15 protein-coding genes are annotated in these 15,966 nt (G+C 71.9%); 8 read left to right on the top strand and 7 right to left on the bottom strand.

What is annotated here, in order from left to right; all coding sequences use genetic code 11:
- Positions 1-300 precede the first annotated feature (300 nt).
- A complete protein-coding gene (locus ACJX2R_RS24045) occupies positions 301-1,311 on the bottom strand; it encodes an NAD(P)-dependent alcohol dehydrogenase (protein ID WP_413101817.1) in 1,011 nt (336 codons plus the stop codon).
- A gap of 101 nt (positions 1,312-1,412) precedes the next feature.
- Between ACJX2R_RS24045 and ACJX2R_RS24040 the strand changes: the two genes are divergently transcribed.
- A complete protein-coding gene (locus tag ACJX2R_RS24040) occupies positions 1,413-1,994 on the top strand; it encodes a TetR family transcriptional regulator (protein ID WP_413101816.1) in 582 nt (193 codons plus the stop codon).
- A 9-nt stretch (positions 1,995-2,003) separates the two neighbouring features.
- Positions 2,004-2,612, top strand: coding sequence for a Uma2 family endonuclease (locus ACJX2R_RS24035; RefSeq protein WP_413101815.1), 609 nt, complete (start codon positions 2,004-2,006; stop codon positions 2,610-2,612).
- 101 nt (positions 2,613-2,713) lie between these two features.
- Here the strand turns inward: ACJX2R_RS24035 and ACJX2R_RS24030 are convergent, their stop codons facing one another.
- Positions 2,714-3,289: a TerD family protein gene (locus ACJX2R_RS24030; RefSeq protein ID WP_037956321.1), complete on the bottom strand. Its 576-nt coding sequence runs from the start codon at positions 3,287-3,289 to the stop codon at positions 2,714-2,716.
- 174 nt (positions 3,290-3,463) lie between these two features.
- On the opposite strand from ACJX2R_RS24030, the gene arfB reads away from it, so the two are divergent.
- The gene (arfB, locus tag ACJX2R_RS24025) at positions 3,464-3,901 is read left to right on the top strand and encodes an alternative ribosome rescue aminoacyl-tRNA hydrolase ArfB (RefSeq protein WP_371105970.1); all 438 of its coding nucleotides are present in this window, start codon (positions 3,464-3,466) and stop codon (positions 3,899-3,901) included.
- Between the two features lie 77 nt (positions 3,902-3,978).
- On the opposite strand, the gene ACJX2R_RS24020 is transcribed toward arfB, so the two are convergent.
- Positions 3,979-4,479, bottom strand: a complete 501-nt coding sequence (locus ACJX2R_RS24020; protein ID WP_413101814.1) for a flavin reductase family protein — start codon at positions 4,477-4,479, stop codon at positions 3,979-3,981.
- A gap of 403 nt (positions 4,480-4,882) precedes the next feature.
- On the opposite strand from ACJX2R_RS24020, the gene cdgB reads away from it, so the two are divergent.
- Together cdgB and ACJX2R_RS24010 are read left to right on the top strand one after the other, a co-directional pair.
- Positions 4,883-6,574 carry a diguanylate cyclase CdgB gene (gene cdgB / locus ACJX2R_RS24015; RefSeq protein ID WP_413101813.1) on the top strand — a complete coding sequence of 564 codons (1,692 nt, stop codon included), beginning with the start codon at positions 4,883-4,885 and terminating at the stop codon, positions 6,572-6,574.
- 186 nt (positions 6,575-6,760) lie between these two features.
- Entirely contained in the window at positions 6,761-7,771 is a 1,011-nt protein-coding gene (locus ACJX2R_RS24010) for a carbohydrate-binding protein (RefSeq protein ID WP_413101812.1), read from the top strand.
- A gap of 176 nt (positions 7,772-7,947) precedes the next feature.
- On the opposite strand, the gene ACJX2R_RS24005 is transcribed toward ACJX2R_RS24010, so the two are convergent.
- The 3 genes from ACJX2R_RS24005 to ACJX2R_RS23995 all read right to left on the bottom strand — a co-directional run bounded on the left by ACJX2R_RS24005 (position 7,948) and on the right by ACJX2R_RS23995 (position 11,324).
- Complete coding sequence (locus tag ACJX2R_RS24005) at positions 7,948-8,910, bottom strand: 1-phosphofructokinase family hexose kinase (RefSeq protein WP_413101811.1); 963 nt, start codon at positions 8,908-8,910, stop codon at positions 7,948-7,950.
- 204 nt (positions 8,911-9,114) lie between these two features.
- Complete coding sequence (gene nagA / locus ACJX2R_RS24000; RefSeq protein WP_413101810.1) at positions 9,115-10,392, bottom strand: N-acetylglucosamine-6-phosphate deacetylase; 1,278 nt, start codon at positions 10,390-10,392, stop codon at positions 9,115-9,117.
- Positions 10,392-11,324, bottom strand: coding sequence for an ROK family protein (locus ACJX2R_RS23995; RefSeq protein ID WP_413101809.1), 933 nt, complete (start codon positions 11,322-11,324; stop codon positions 10,392-10,394). The genes nagA and ACJX2R_RS23995 overlap by 1 nt, the downstream gene beginning before the upstream one ends.
- A gap of 336 nt (positions 11,325-11,660) precedes the next feature.
- Here ACJX2R_RS23995 and ACJX2R_RS23990 point away from each other — a divergent pair, with 336 nt between their 5' ends.
- The 3 genes from ACJX2R_RS23990 to otsB all read left to right on the top strand — a co-directional run bounded on the left by ACJX2R_RS23990 (position 11,661) and on the right by otsB (position 14,302).
- Complete coding sequence (locus ACJX2R_RS23990; RefSeq protein WP_413101808.1) at positions 11,661-12,896, top strand: extracellular solute-binding protein; 1,236 nt, start codon at positions 11,661-11,663, stop codon at positions 12,894-12,896.
- A 152-nt stretch (positions 12,897-13,048) separates the two neighbouring features.
- Entirely contained in the window at positions 13,049-13,267 is a 219-nt protein-coding gene (locus tag ACJX2R_RS23985; protein ID WP_121825225.1) for a DUF3263 domain-containing protein, read from the top strand.
- A gap of 171 nt (positions 13,268-13,438) precedes the next feature.
- Positions 13,439-14,302 (top strand): trehalose-phosphatase, encoded by an 864-nt coding sequence (gene otsB / locus ACJX2R_RS23980; protein ID WP_413101807.1) that lies wholly within the window; start codon positions 13,439-13,441, stop codon positions 14,300-14,302.
- 67 nt (positions 14,303-14,369) lie between these two features.
- Here the strand turns inward: otsB and ACJX2R_RS23975 are convergent, their stop codons facing one another.
- The gene (locus ACJX2R_RS23975) at positions 14,370-15,854 is read right to left on the bottom strand and encodes an alpha,alpha-trehalose-phosphate synthase (UDP-forming) (protein WP_413101806.1); all 1,485 of its coding nucleotides are present in this window, start codon (positions 15,852-15,854) and stop codon (positions 14,370-14,372) included.
- Positions 15,855-15,966: the final 112 nt, after the last annotated feature.

The following is a 15,966-nucleotide window of genomic DNA, read 5'->3' as shown; positions in this document are numbered from 1 at the left end:
GGATAGGCGCGTAACAAGAATTTGACTCGACGTTGTTCAAGTGGGGGCGAATTCGGTCAGCGAGGCATGAGGCAACAACGGCTGGTTGATGCCGACTTATGCCGCTACGTCATGCCCCTGCCGCATCGGTGCCCCCGGCCGGGGCGGGGGCGGGGCCCGGCCGATCGCCCAGGTGACGAGCGCGGCGGGGCGATCGGCGGGCGCGGCGGATGGGGTTGCTGTGCGTTGCTGTGCACGCGACGAGAAGACGATCTGTGCGGTGGGCGTGCGCGACCAGGTGTCCCGGGCGCGGCCCCAGCCTCAGAACTCCAGCACCGCCCGGTACCGCGCGCGTCCGTTGCGGACGTGGTCGAGCGCCTCGTCGACGCGCGCGATCGGGAACGTCTCGACGACCGGGCGGATGCCGTGCCGCACCGCGAAGTCCAGCATCCGCCGGTTCTCCTCCGCCGATCCCACGACGCCTCCGACGATCCGCTTCTCGCCCGGCAGCAGGCTCAACGGGTGGACGCTGAACGACCCGTGGGGAACGCCGACCACGGACAGCGTCCCCTGCGGGCGCAGCGCCGCGAGGTAGGCGTCCCACGGCAGATCGGCCGAGACGGTCGAGAGGATGAAGTCGAACGAGCCCGCGGCCCCTTGGAGCCCCTCCTCCGCGACGATGAACTCATGGGCGCCGAACCGCCGGGCGTCGTCCGCCTTCGCCGCCGTCGAGGAGATGGCGGTCACATGGCAGCCCCACTTGGCGAGGAACTGGATCGCGAGGTGGCCCAGGCCGCCCACTCCCACCACGGCGACCCGGTCCGTGGGCCGCACCCCGTTCCGGCTGATCGCCGAGAAGACCGTGATCCCGGCGCACAGGAGCGGCGCCGCGTGCTCGGAGGCGAGGGCGTCGGGCAGGGGCTGGACATACCGCCAGTCGCTCGCTCGTACCCGGGTGGCGAACGCGCCGCGGTCGCCGCGCAGCGCCGTGTCGTCCTTGTGCGGGCACAGATACTGCCGACCGGTGAGGCACCACTCGCAGGTGAAGCACGCCCCGGCCACCGCGCCGACGCCCACGCGCTGACCGACGGCCAGCCGCGTGCCGTCGACGGCACTGCCCACGGCCTCGATCACACCGACCGCCTCATGCCCCGCGACCACCGGGAACTGGGACACGCCGTACACGTCGTCCACCAGGCCGATGTCGGTCTGGCAGACGCCGCAGTGCGTCACGGCGACGTCGACCTCCAGGGGGCCCAGGGGCTCCGGCTCGTACTCGAGCGGCTGTACCGGGCCACCGGCTTGCTCCACCGCGTATGCGCGCACGGTCATGCGTCCCCACCTCATTTTCTAACTAACTAGTTGGTTGGATTTTTGTACGCTACGCGCCCACGCCCAACGCTGGCAACTAACCAGTTGGTAACCTGAGCCCCGTGTCTCCCCGGAAAAGCGACGCCACCCGCCGCCGCCTGCTCGACGCGGCCACCGCCGACTTCGCCGCCCATGGCATCGCGGGTGCCCGGGTCGACCGCATTGCGGCCGCCGCCGGCGTCAACAAGGCGCAGCTGTACGCCTACTTCGGGGACAAGCTCGGCCTCTTCGGCGCCGTCTTCCGCCTCCACGCCGACGCCGTCGTCGACGCCGTCCCGTTCACGGCCGACGACCTCCCCCGGTACGCCGTGCGGCTCTACGAGGCCGCCATCGAACGGCCGGAGCTGGTCCGCCTGGCCACCTGGGCCAAGCTCGAAGGAGTGGTCACCGACAATCTGGTGACCGAGTCATCCGCCGTCACCGTCAAACTCCAGGCGATCGCCGAGGCCCAGCACACCGGCCGGGTCACCGCCTCGATCGACCCCCAGGACGTCCTCGCGCTGGTCCTCGCCATGGCCCTGACCTGGTCCGCCGCCGGCCTCTCCGCCACCGCAACCCCCGACGACCCGCCCAAGGCCCACACCCGCCGCAAGCAGGCCCTGGCCCAGGCGGTCTCGGGCGCCTTCGGGGTGCTCAATCCCTGAACGGGTGACATGCGGCAGAACAGCTCTGGGTCGTTCGCCCCGGCTGAAAGCATCGCGCCAGGAAGGGGAGGCACTGTGACACTTACTGCTGCTGAGGATGGTTTCGGGGCGTTGAGCGCGGCGGCTCCCGAGGGATGGCGCGTGGAGCTCGTCGAAGGTGCGATCCATGTGACGGGTCCCGGTGATGGGGGGCACGCGGGGATCGTGTCGTCCGTGTCCGGTCAGGTGAGGGACCACCGAAAAGGGCTGGGGTGCTACACCGGTCTCGGCCTCCACCTCCCGGGTATCTCGCCGGAAGGCAGAGGCTTACCCGATCTTGTCATCGCGCCGAAGGGCAGTTTCCGGAACTCCCTGGAGTTCCACGGTCCGGGAGCGGTGATGTTGGTCGGCGAGGTGACGTCGGCTGTGACGGCGGAGAGGGACCGGGGCCCCAAACTGCGCGGTTATGCGGCGGCGGGCATTCCGTTCTACCTGCTGATCGACCGGGAGCGGCACCAGGCCGTCCTGCACTCCCTGCCCGCTGGGAAGAGGTACACCCGCAAGGTGGAGGTCGACATCTCCCAGCCGCTGTCGCTGCCCGAACCCCTCGGGTTCGACCTGGACACCAGCGAGTTCTGACCCCCGCGACGGGGGGATGCGGACGCAACGGGGAGATACGGACACGGCGAGGGCCGCCCCGGGTGCGGGGCGGCCCTTGGTGGTGGTGCGCTGGTGGAACCTCAGACGTTGACGCCGAAGTCCTTGGCGATGCCCACCAGGCCGGAGGCGTAGCCCTGGCCCACGGCGCGGAACTTCCACTCCGCGCCGTTGCGGTACAGCTCACCGAAGACCATGGCGGTCTCGGTGGCGGCGTCCTCGCTCAGGTCGTAGCGGGCGATCTCGGTGCCGCCGGCCTGGTTGACGATGCGGATGAACGCGTTCCGCACCTGGCCGAAGTTCTGGCTACGGGATTCGGCTTCGTAGATCGAGACCGGGAAGACGATCTTCTCCACGTCGGCCGGCAGACCCGCCAGGTTGACGTTGATCTGCTCGTCGTCGCCCTCGCCCTGGCCGGTGACGTTGTCACCGGTGTGGACGATGGTCTGGTCCGGCGTGGACTTGTTGTTGAAGAACACGAAGTGCTGGTCGGAGTAGACCTTGCCCTGCGTGTTGACGGCGATGGCGCTCGCGTCGAGGTCGAAGTCGGTGCCCGTGGTGGTGCGGACGTCCCAGCCGAGGCCGACCGTGACGGCGGTCAGGCCCGGTGCCTCCTTGGTGAGCGAGACGTTGCCGCCCTTGGACAGGCTTACAGCCATGGGGAGTCCCTTTCGTGGTCTCGATGGTCCGAGGCGACGGGCGAAGCCGTCGTCACCCTCCACAACGCCATGAATGGCCCGACAGGTTCCAGCTCTCTTTACTTTCTTTGCCAAACCCTGATGTCGGGGTACGACGAGATAACAAGATGACGCCGCCGGGGTCGGCAGGCGACCATGGGGGACATGCCCGCGCCCTATGTCATCCGAGGTTCGGTCTTCTTGCCGGAGGCCGAGTTGATGTGGCGTTTCTCGCGGTCCTCCGGGCCCGGCGGACAGCACGTCAACACCAGTGACAGCCAGGTCGAGCTGCGCTTCGACCTGGCCAGCACCGAGGCACTGCCGTCCGTATGGAAGGAGCGTGCCCTGGAGCGGCTGGCGGGCCGGCTGGTGGACGGGGTGGTGACCGTACGGGCCTCCGAGCACCGTTCGCAGTGGCGCAACCGCGAGACGGCCGCCGTAAGGCTCGCGTCACTGCTCGCGGAGGCGACCGCGCCACCGCCCAAGCCGCGCCGCCCCACCCGGATCCCCCGGGGCATCAACGAGCGGCGGCTGCGCGAGAAGAAGCAGCGGAGCGAGGTCAAGCGGGGGCGTACGGGGCGGGGCTGGACGTAGCCCGTGGCCCGTAGCCCCGGACGGCCCGACCGGGCCGACCGGTCGCCATTCCCCGCCCGCCACGTCTTCGGCGCCCCTCACCCCAGCGTCCGGTAGCGCCCCCTGAAGTACGTCAGTGGCCCGCCCTTCGCGGCCGGTGCCGCCGCGGCGAGCACCCGGGCCACCACGAGCGTGTGGTCCCCGGCCGTCACCCGCTGTTCGGTGCGGCACTCCAGTGTCGCCAGCGCGCCCACCGCGAGCGGCGCGTCCGTATGCTCGCCCCGCACCACGGACATGTCCTCGAACAGCAATCTGTCGCTGATGCGCCCCTTCATGGCGAATCGTCCCGCGATATGCCGTTGACCTTCCGACAGGACCGATACCGCCCAGTGGGGCTGTCGCTCCAGGAGCTCGTCCATCCGGGACCCGTTGCGAACGCTCACCATCACCAGCGGCGGGTCAAGTGACACTGACATGAACGCGGTGGCCGTCATGCCGACGTCCTCGCCGCGCGGCCCCTCCTCCGGGTCGTGCGCGGTCACCAGCACCACACCCGCGGTGAATCGCGACAGCGCGACGCGGAACTCGTCCTCGCTCACCCCACCAGCATGGGGGACGGCGGGCTCGGCTGGGCTGGAAGGAGTCGTCGGGAACACCCTTCGACGCTAACCGCCACCGGCCGGTCCCCGCATCGGACCCGGGGACCACTCCGGCGTAGGTCGCGGGCCGTAAGCCGGGCCCCGGGCCGGGGGAGTCCGGGCTCCCCGGGTGGCCGCCTTGCATGGCCAGGCGTCCTCGTACCGGGATTTGCGATCACAAAAACTAGGAGCGCTCCCATCCGCTCTCTTGAAGAAGTGAACACGGTCTGTGACATGAGTCACAGCAGGCAGTAATTGTTGACCCTGTGTACCGAGTGGGCAGCTCGCTGTGATTCAGTGGCCGTGGCAATCGGACGACAAGACGCCAGGAGTTTGCTGTCGAGGTCTCGGGGGAGTGCGATCGATGGAGACCGAGTCGGAGCCGTACATCCGCCTTGCGACACTGCGGCAACTGCACCAGGTGGTCGCCGATCTGAACACCGCCCGCAGCTTCGCCGACACGCTTCAGGCCGTCGCCGACGGTGTCATCGCCGGGCTCGGCTTCGAGCTCTCGGCCGTCAACCTCGTCCGCCCCGACGGGGACCTCGTCGTCGCCGCCGTCGGCGGCAGCGCCGGGGCCGAGGCGCTGATGGCCGGGCGGGTCGGCTCCCGCTGCTCCTGGGAGCGCCGGCTGTCCATGGGCGAGCGCTGGGGCGATCTGCGCTTCATCCCGTACAGCGAGGGCTGGGTCCTCGACGACGACGACGTCCCGCAGTGGCACACCCCAGGACCCGCGCCCCGCTTCCCCGACGAGTGGCATCCGATGGACCGCCTGTTCGCCCCGCTCTACGCGGCGGGCGCCTCCGGCGGCGAGCTCATAGGCGTGCTGTCCGTCGACAAACCGCGCAACGGCCGCCACCCCGGCGCCTGGGGCCGCGAGGCCCTCCAGATGTACGCCTTCCACGCCGCCGTCGCGATCGGCAACGCCCGGCTGCGCGGCAATATGCAGCGCGCCCTGCTGCGCCTGGAGCGTGAGCAGCAGGCGCTGCGCGCCAGCGAGGAGTCCTTCCGGCAGGCATTCGAGTACGCGCCCAGCGGCATGGCCATCGCCGAGATGGGCGGCGATCAGCACGGCCGGCTGCTGCGCACCAACGACGCCCTGTGCCGGCTGCTGGGCCGCCCGGCCTCCGCGATGCGCCGCTTGTCCTTCTCCGACCTGGTCCACCCCGAGGACATCGGCACCCTGCTGCGCACCTCAGCCGAGGGCGGTCGCGCCGAGCTGCGGCTGGCCCGCCGCGACGGTTCGTACGTCTGGGTCTCACTGCGGAACTCGGTGGTGGCCGACGCGGCCGACGGCCCGCGCTTCCTGCTCACCCATGTCGAGGACATCGAGGAGCGCAAGCGCCATGAGCTCCAGCTCGCCCACCGTGCCAGCCATGACTCCCTGACCGGCCTGCCCAACAGCGCCGAGCTGCGCGCCCGGCTCGCCGCCCGGCTGTGCGCCACCCCGCCCCGGCCGGGCGGGGGGTACGAGGACGGGGGCGCGTCGGACGGCGGTGTCGAGGGCGCCGGTGGGGTCTATGTGGACGCGGCGGGGCATCTGCACGGCTTCGACGAGTTCGAGTGCTTCGGCACCCCGCCCCCGGTCGAGACCGCCCCGTTCGACGGCCATGTGCACACCGTCCCGCCCAACGAGGACTCCGACATCGACGACGGCCATAAGGGCCTCGCGGTGCTCTTCTGCGACCTCGACGGCTTCAAGTCCATCAACGACCGGTTCGGGCACCACGCGGGCGACGCCGTGCTCATCGAGGTCGCCCGCCGGCTGACCAACGGAGTGCGGGAAGGGGACACGGTCGCCCGCCTCGGCGGTGACGAGTTCGTCGTCCTCGCCGACGGCCTCGGCCGGGCCGACGCGGCTGACCTGGCGGTACGGCTGCGGAACGCGATCACTCCGCCCATCCGGGTGGACGGCCGGGCGGTCCGGGTCGGTGCCAGTTTCGGCATCGGCTGGGCGGGCTGCGGAATGTCGGCCGAAGAGGTGCTGCACTCCGCTGACCAGCGGATGTACATCGAGAAGCGATCCCGCTCCAAGGAGCGCCGCCGGGCGGGGTGAGGTAGGGAGGCGGTCGGTCGCGGTAGGCTGCGCCGATGCGGCCCTGCCGCCGACAGTGAACCGATCATGAATATTGGCCATCCGGACAGCACACGCCCTGTTGAGGCCCTCTCGACCCTGATATGAGCTGTCGTGGCGCGTTCTGATCCCGCGCCGATGGCCATATGCATAGGGGAGTGACGAGGGATGACGGCCGGCAACAACGGCTCGGGCACACCGGAGAACGACGACCCGTTCGCCTACCTGTATCGCTCGGAGGGCGATCAAGGGAACGAGGGCGGTCAGTCGGGCCAGCCGGGTGCCGCCCCCCGCACCGGCGGCTATGGCTACCCAGGTCCGGCCCAGCCAGGGGTTCCCCGCACCTCGTACAACCAGGTCCGCGCGGTGGGCGAGCGCACCTACGGCCAGCAGATCCCGAACCAGCAGCCGCAGCAGGCGTACGGCCAGCAGGGGTACGGCCAGCAGGGCGGCCACGGTCGGCAGAACGCCCACTACGCCGCCCCCGAGACCCTGCCCGGCGGCGCGCCCCGCCAGCCCGGTGCGGCCGCCCCGCGCGGCGGCCATGGCGGAGGCGGCCGCGGCCCCAACAGCAAGGGGCTGCTCATCGGCGCCATCGCGGTGGTCGCGGTGGTCCTCGTGGGCATCGGCGTCGCCATGATCACCAACGGTGATGACAACAAGGACGACCAGGCCGACCCGACCGGCCAGCCCACGGCGGGCTCCAGCGTCCGGCCCCGCCAGCCCTCCGGGCCCGCCAAGGGTCCGGGCGACGAGAAGCTGCCCACCGAGGACGCCGCGAAGATGAAGCTGGCCGGTGGCGCGGCCCCCGCGAGCGACATCAAGGGCGCCAAGGCCGCGGGCGGCACCTACGTCGGCGGGCTCAACACCCCGGGCTCGTCCGCGACCTGGAGCCTGGACGTGGCCAAGGCGAAGTCCTACCGGCTGTACGTCACCTACGGCGTGCCCGGCGAGGACCAGAGCATGTCGCTGACGATCAACGGCAAGAAGGAGACGCGGCCGCTCAACATGAAGAACTTCTCGGGCGCGCCGAAGGGTGACTACGAGAAGGGCTGGACCGAGACCTGGTCGATCGTCCAGCTCACCAAGGGCACCAACACGATCACCGTGTCGTGTGACCCCGGCGACAAGTGCGACGCCAACATCGATCAGATGTGGCTCGCCAAGGCCAAGGGCTAGCCCGCCCCCTTCCTTCAACTGAGGCTCCGCCCCAGGCCCCAGACCCCGGGGTCCAGGGGTGAAGCCCCTGCCACGCGTGCCACGCGGCGGAGCCGCATATCGATGCCGCGGGGAGGAGCGGGGAGGAGTGGGAAGGGGAGAGGAAAGCGTAGGACCGGGCGGCACTCGGCGGTTGTTCACGCCGCCGCCGGGTGCTCCGTCACCTCGACCCGCGCCAGCGCCTCCTCGTAGACCGCACGGTCGAACTCGCCCGCCACCGGGGCCCTTACGGCCGCCGCCGACAGGGCGACGGCGCGGGCCAGCCGGTCCGGCCACGGCACCTCCTCGACCAGCCCGGACAGCAGCCCCGCGACCGCCGCGTCCCCGGCGCCCGTCGGATTGCCCGTCAGCCGGCGCGGCGGGGTGGCGCGCCAGGCGCCGTGGGCGGTGATCATGAGCATGCCGTCGGGGCCGAGCGAGGCGGCCACCGCGCGCGCCCCGCGCCGCCGGGCGTCGCGCGCGGCGCGCAGCGGGTCGGTGGAGCCGGTGAGCCCGGCGAGCTCGTCGGCGTTGGGCTTGACGAGATGGGGGCGGGCGGCGATGCCCCGGCGCAGCGGTTCGCCGCTGGTGTCCAGCAGGGTGGGTACGCCCGCCGCATGCGCTTCCCGGATGAGCTGGGCGTACGTCCCGACGGGAACCCCGGGCGGCAGGCTGCCGCACAGCGCGACCGCCGACGCCTCGCGCAGCAGCCGGCCGTAACCGTCCATGAAGGTGGACCACTCGGGGGTGGTGACGAGCGGGCCCGGCTCGTTGAGCTGGGTGGTGTCACCTGTGGCGGCGTCCACGACGCCGATGGTGCGCCGGGTGGTGCCGGCGATCGGGACGAGCGCGTCGGTGATCGTGCCGCGAGGTGCCTTGGGGCCGCCGCCGGGCGTGGCGATCTCGGCGAGCAGCTGCCGCAGCACCGCGCCGGTGACCCCGCCGACGAAGCCGGTGACGACGGTGTCATGGCCCAGCGCGGCCAGCACCCGGGCCACGTTGAGGCCCTTTCCGCCGGGCCGTTCGGTGACCTCGGTGACGCGGTGGGTGGTGTGCGGGCGCAGTTCCGGCACCCGGTAGGTGACGTCGAGGGCGGTGTTGAGCGTGACCGTGAGGATCACCCTGGCATCCCCTCTCCCGTCCCCCCGCCGGACGGAGACTCCTGTGCTGAAAGCGACTGTGTGCCGAGCCGTACCCGTGCGTGCCCGTTCCCGTGTCCGAGCGATCATGCCAAAACGAGTGGCTTCGGCCCAGACCTCCGCGTCGTTCCGGACAGCGTCGGACCGTGTCAATACCCCCTCACCCCGGCCTGAAATCAGGGCACTTCAGCCCAGTTCCGGATGGACCACCCAAGTGCCCCGGCGCATCACGCCCCGCAGCCGGAAGTCGTCGTCGAGCACGACGAGATCGGCGTCCTTACCGGGCCCGAGCGAACCCACCCGGTCGGCGATGCCCAACACCCGGGCGGGGGTCACGGACAGCGCCCTTACGGTCGCCTCGACGCCGAGCCCGTCGACCGTGACGGCTCGCCGGAAGGCCCGGTCCAGGGTGAGGGTGGAGCCCGCGATGGAACCGGCCGTCGGCCCGTCGCTGATCCGGGCGACACCGTCCTTGACCTCGACCTCCATGGGGCCGAGCGGATAGCGGCCGTCGCTCATGCCCGCCGCGCCCATCGCGTCGGTGATGAAGGCGACCCGATCCGCGCCCGCCCGGTGGAAGGCCAGCCCCAGCACGGCGGGGTGCAGATGGGTGCCGTCGTTGATCAGCTCCACCGTGATCCGCTCGTCCTCCAGCAGCGCGGCCACCGGGCCGGGGGCGCGGTGCAGCAGCGACGGCATCGCGTTGAACAGGTGGGTCGCCACGGTCGCGCCCGCCTCGACGGCCTCCAGCGTCGCTTCGTACGTCGAGTCCGTGTGACCGACGGCCGCGAGGACCCCGCTCTCGGCCAGTAGCCGTACGGACTCCAGCCCGCCCGGCAGTTCGGGGGCGAGGGTCATCATCCGCGCGGTGCCGCGCGCCGCGTCGACCAGCTTGCGCACATCCGCCGGATCGGGCGCGCGCAGCAGCGAGGGCTGGTGGGCGCCGCAGCGGTGGGGGGAGATGAACGGCCCCTCGAAGTGGATGCCCGCCAACTCGCCCTGCTCCACCAGCTCCGAGAGGGCGGCGGCCTGCCGGGCGAGGTCGTCCAGATCGCCGGTGACGGTGGAGGCGAGCATCGTGGTGGTGCCGTGCCGCCGGTGCGTACCGATGGCGGTCAGGGCCTCCTCGGGGGTGCCCGCCGAGAACGAGGCACCGCCGCCGCCGTGCACATGCAGATCTACGAAGCCGGGGACGATCCAGCCGCCCGCCAGGTCGAGCACCCGCTCGCCACCGCCGCCGGACGCGGAGTCCGCCGCGGATCCGGTCGCTGGTCCGGCAGTAGACCCGGCCACCGGTCCTGCGGTAGTCCCGCCCGCCGGTCCCGCGGCAGTTCCGCCCGCGGCAGTCCCGGCCGCCGGCCCCGCCGCCGTGATGCGCGTGCCCTCGACCGTCACCCGACCGTTGTCGACCACGCCGTCCGGCAGGACCACCCGGGCGCCGGTGAGATGCGTTCGCTGGACCATCAGGCGGTTACCTCCGTGGAGAGTCGGTCCCAGGCGAGCAGACCCGCGCCCAGGCAGCCGGCGGTGTCCCCGAGGGCCGCCGGGACGATACGGGGGAGCTGTTGGAAGGTGAGCCGCTCCTCGACCGCGGTGCGCAGCGGCGCGAACAGCGTCTCCCCGGCCTCGGCCAGCCCACCGCCGACGATCAGCACTCCGGGGTCCAGCAGGGTGAGGGCGGTGACCAGGCCGTCGGCGAGCGCGCCCACCATCTCGCCCCACACGGCCGCGGCCCTGGGATCGCCGGACCGGACGGCCTTGGCGCAGTCGGCGGCGTCGGCGGCCGGATCGCCGCTGGCGTCGGCCCAGGCGCGGCCCACCGCGGCCGCCGAGGCGAGCGTCTCCAGACAGCCGGACTGACCACAGCCGCAGGCGGCGCCGCCCGGACGGACGACGATATGGCCGATCTCGCCGGAGGAGCCGTGGGCTCCTGGGTCGATGCGCCCGTCGACGCCGATGGCGCCCGCGATGCCGGTGCCGACGGAGACGAACAGGAAGCGCCGGGCGCCCTCGCCCGCTCCTATGCGCCCCTCGGCCAGCCCGCCCAGCCGGACGTCATGGCCGAGCGCGACCGGGATCCCGCCCAGCCGCTCGGTGAGCAGTGCCCGCAGCGGGACGTCGCTCCAGCCGAGGTTGGCGGCGAAGACGGCCACTCCGCGGTCCTCGTCCAGGACCCCGGGCACACCGACCCCGGCGGCCAGTGGGGGTCCGCCGAACCGCCGCTCGCCGATCGCGCGCAGCTCGGCGGCGAAGTCGAGGATCGCGGCCACGACCGCCTCGGGCCCGCGCTCCCGCTCGGTGGGCCTCCTGGCCTCGTGGAGGAGTGTGGTGTCCGCCCCGACGAGGGCGGCCTTCATACCGGTGCCGCCCACATCCAGGGCGATGACGTGTTTCACATGGAACAGTCTCGCGCGATCCACCATGAGAGGTCTAGTCCACTCGCCGCTTCTCGTCAGGAGATCACGTCGGTGCCGGTAGGGGGTTGGTGTGAACCAGCCCCTCCGTTTGTGACTGGGTGACACATCCCACTTACGCGTGTAGCACCCCGCTCACCTGGGCAAATGAGTTCTGATACCGAAGCGATACGCCCGTGGTGTAGACCTTGTGGAGGTTTGCAAGGCAGACTCGCTCGACCTCGGGGGAGGACCCTTGAGGATGAAACAAGCCATAGGGTGGGAACAGCGGTGCAGCGGCGACGGTTCTTGGGCCTGACAACGGCGGGTGTCGCGGCGATGGCGACGGCACCAGGACTCACGGCCTGCGGCAGCGGCGGCTCCGGCTCCGACGGTGATGTCACCTTGAAGGTGGTCGCGGCCGACTACGGCGACAGCACCGCCAACAGCTCCCAGAAGTACTGGGACAAGGTGGCCCGGGCCTTCGAGGCCAAGAACGGCGGCCTTAAGGTCGACGTCAAGGTCTACAGCTGGACCGAGGTGGACCGGCGGGTGGCCGAGATGGTCAAGAACGGTCAGGCCCCGGACATCGCACAGATCGGCGCGTACGCCGACTATGCCGCGCAGGGCAAGCTCTACCGCGCGGACGAGATGCTCTCCATCCCCACCCAGGCCGGTTTCATCACCTCGATCGCCCATGCGGGTGAGGTGCGGCGGGTGCAGTACGGGGTGCCGTTCGTGGCCAGCGCCCGGCTGCTCTTCTACAACAAGAAGCTCTTCGACCGGGCCGGGATATCCTCCGCCCCCACCAGCTGGGACGAGCTCAAGGAGGCGGCCGTCCGGCTCAAGGCCAATGGGGTGAAGATCCCGTACGGGCTGCCGCTCGGCCCCGAGGAGTGCCAGGCCGAGACCATGATGTGGATGCTCAGCGGCGGTGGCGGCTACACCGACGCCAACGGCAGCTACACCATCGACTCCACCGAGAACATCGAGGCCTTCGAGTGGCTGCGCGACGAACTCGTCGGCGCGGACCTCACCGGCCCCGGCTCCCCGGCCCGCACCAACCGCCAGGACACCTTCGACGCCTTCGCCCGCGGCGAGGTCGGCATGCTCAACGGCCACCCGACCCTTATGCAGCAGGCGTCCGGACACGGCATCACATACGGCACCGCGCCGCTGCCCGGCCGCAGGGGCAAGTCCCCGTCGACGATGGGCGTCGCCGACTGGCTGATGGCCTTCAAGCAGAACGGCCACCGTAAGGCGATCGGGAAGTTCCTCGACTTCGTCTACACCGAGAAGAACGTGCTGGACTTCGTCACCGAGTACGACCTGCTGCCGGTGACCACCGCCGTCGAGCAGACAATGCTCGGCGACCGTGAGTACAAGCGGCTGTGGCGGTTCCTGGACGAGCTGGAGAGCGCGGAGTTCTACCCGGCCGACAAGACCTCCTGGGCGGAGGTCAGCAAGCTGATCAAGCAGAAGATCGGCTCGACCGTGGCCAAGGGCGGCGACCCGGCGAGCGTACTGGGCCAGATCCAGCGGGAGGCCGACGCCATGGAGAATGCGGGGGCATGACAGTGGACACGCCCGGCTCCGGCCCCGGCTCCGGGCCCGGCCCCGGCTCCGGACCCTCCGACGACCCCGCCGACCAGGCCGGGGAGCAGGACCAGGTCGAGGACCAGGGCCAAGGCCGGGTCGAGGACCAGGAGCCGGATCCGGATGCCGGGCTGTCAGAGCGCGACCTGGCCGTGCTCGCCGTGGAGCGGCGCGGCTGGCCGGGCCCCGGCGCCAAGGAGCGGGCGATACGGGAGCGGTTGGGCCTCTCCCCGACCCGCTACTACCAGTTGCTGAACGCGCTGCTTGACGACCCCAGGGCCCTGGAGCACGACCCGGTGACCGTCAACCGGCTGCGCCGGATCAGGGACGAGCGCCGCGAACGCCGCTGAGCGCGTCGTCGCGTCGGAGGGACGGCCGGGGCGCGTTCATCAGCCGGGCGCGCGGGCCGTTGACGGGGCGAGTACCCGTGAGGCCTTCACCGTCCGGGCGCCCGGGGGCGTTCACCGGGGGGACGCCCGGGGTAAGCCCGCCGTGCCGCCGGGCCCGGTAGGGTCACCGCCATGGGCAGCGCTATGGGAAGTCACCCCGTCCCCGTACCCACCACCTCCGCCGGCCGTGAGGGCCTCGCCGCCCTCCTCGAACGGCCCGGACGCGCCGTCGTCGGACTCGACTTCGACGGCACCCTCGCCGAGATCGTCCCCGACCCCGACCAGGCCCGCGCCCACCCCGGCGCCGTCCCCGCGCTCTCCCGGCTGGCCCCGGGGATCCGCTCCGTCGCGGTGATCACCGGACGCCCGGCCGAAGTCGCCGTACGGTACGGCGGGTTCGCCGGGGCCGAGGGGCTGGACGGGCTCGTCGTCCTCGGCCTCTACGGCGCCGAGCGCTGGGACGCGGGCAGCGGCGAGGTCCAGGCGCCCGAACCGCACCCCGGCGTCGCCGCCGTCCAGGCCGAACTCCCCGCCGTCCTCGAGGAGCACGGCGCCTCGCGCGGCACCTGGATCGAGGACAAGGGCCGCGCCGTCGCCGTCCACACCCGCCGTGCCGAGGACCCCCAGGCCACGTTCGAGCGGCTGCGCGCGCCGCTGCACGCCCTCGCCGAGCGCCATGGGCTGATCGTCGAGCCCGGCCGCTTCGTGCTGGAGCTGCGACCGCCGGGCATGGACAAGGGCGTCGCGCTCACCGAATACGTACGGCGGACGGGCGCGGAAGCCGTGCTCTACGCGGGCGACGACCTGGGCGACCTGGCCGCGTTCGCGGCGGTGGAGCGGCTGCGCGAGGAGGGGGTGCCGGGGGTGCTGGTGTGCAGCGGCAGCACGGAGGTGACCGAGCTCGCCAAGCGGGCCGACCTGGTGGTCGACGGCCCGGCGGGCGTAGTGGACCTGCTCTCGGCCCTGGCCGCCGCGGTCAGCGGCGAAGCCGCGTAGGGCTCGCCGGGGAGAACGGCCGCTACCCAACCGGACAGCGCCTGCCACCCACCCGGACGGCGCCGGTCTACAGCGCCCGCAGCTGCGCCAGGAACCATGCCTGTGGCGGTAGCGCGGTCGCCGCGGCGGCGAGCCGCTTCGTGCGGTCCGCGCGCTCGCCGTCGCTCATGCGCAGGGCCTCGTGCAGCGCGCGGGCCGTGCCCTCCACGTCGTACGGGTTCACCACCAGCGCGTCCTCGCCCAGCTCGGCGTACGCGCCCGCCTCCCGGGACAGCACCAGCGCGCAGCCCCGCTCGGAGACCACCGGGACCTCCTTGGCCACCAGGTTCATCCCGTCCCGGATGGGGTTGACCAGTGCCACGTCCGCCAGCCGGTAGGCCGCGAGGGACCGGGCGAAGTCGTCCTTCACATGCAGGGCGACCGGGGTCCAGCCCTCCGTGCCGTACTCCTCGTTGATCTCGTCCGCGATCCGCCGCACCCGCTCGGTGTAGTCGCGGTAGACCGCGAGGTCCTGGCGCGAGGGGTAGGCGAAGGCGACATGCACCACGCGCTCGCGCCACTCGGGGCGGGTCTCCAGCAGCCGCCGGTAGGCCAGCAGCCCGCGCACGATGTTCTTGGACAGCTCGGTGCGGTCCACCCGGACGATCGACTTCCGGCCCGGCCCGATCTGCGCCCGCAGCGTGCTCAGCCGTTCGTCCACATCGGCCTGGCGCGACCGCTCCCGCAGGAAGTCCGCGTCCGCGCCCAGGCCGTGGACGCCCAGCCGGGTCTCCCGGCCCTCGAAGCGCACGGCCGTCGCCATACCGCCACCGCCGCCCCCATCGTCACCGTCGCCGCCACCGTCCCGGACGATCTCCGCGCCCAGCACCGCCGCGCAGCAGTCGGCGAAGGCGGTCGCCCAGCGCTCGGTGAGGAACGCGGCGCGGTCGCCGCCGAGGATGCCGCGCAGCACACCCGCCGCGACCTCGTCCGGCAGCAGCCGGTAGTAGTCCGGCGGGGCCCACGGGGTGTGGGAGAAGTGACCGATCCGCAGATCGGGGCGGCGCTCGCGGAGCATCGCGGGCACCAGCGCCAGGTGGTAGTCCTGCACCAGGACGACGGCCTCGTCCACCGCCTCCTGGGCGAGCGCGTCCGCGAAGGCCGCGTTATAGCTCTCGTAGGCCGCCCACTGCTCGGCGAACTCCGCGTCGAAGACCGGCTCGACCGGGGTCTGGTAGAGCAGGTGGTGCACGAACCACAGCACCGAATTGGCCACGCCGTTGTACGCGGCGGCGAAGACGTCCGGCGAGATGTCGAGCATCCGCACCTGCTGACCGCCGGTGTCACCGGGGTTCAGATGGCTGTCCCCGGCCCGCCGGGCCGCCTCGCGGTCGCCCTCGCCGAGCGCCGCGCACACCCACACCCCGCCCGACTCGGGGCCGATCGCGCTGAGCCCGGAGACCAGCCCGCCACCGCCGCGCCGGGCGGCGAGCGAGCCGTCCTCGCCCAGGGTGTACGAGACCGGGCCGCGGTTGGACGCGACCAGGATCGGGGCGGTGCGCGGAACTGCCATGTCGCGAGCCTAGCCAGGCGCGGCCCCGCGCAAACGTACGTACGGTTTCTTGCCCCGTAGGTGCTATTCCGCTCTTCCGGTTCCGGCCACGTGACCGCCAGGGCGGTGCCCC

Origin of the sequence: Streptomyces sp. Inha503, assembly GCF_047215865.1 — a bacterium.
GTDB classification, from domain to species: Bacteria; Actinomycetota; Actinomycetes; order Streptomycetales; family Streptomycetaceae; genus Streptomyces; species Streptomyces lycopersici.
This window is presented reverse-complemented; position numbering and strand designations above follow the sequence as displayed.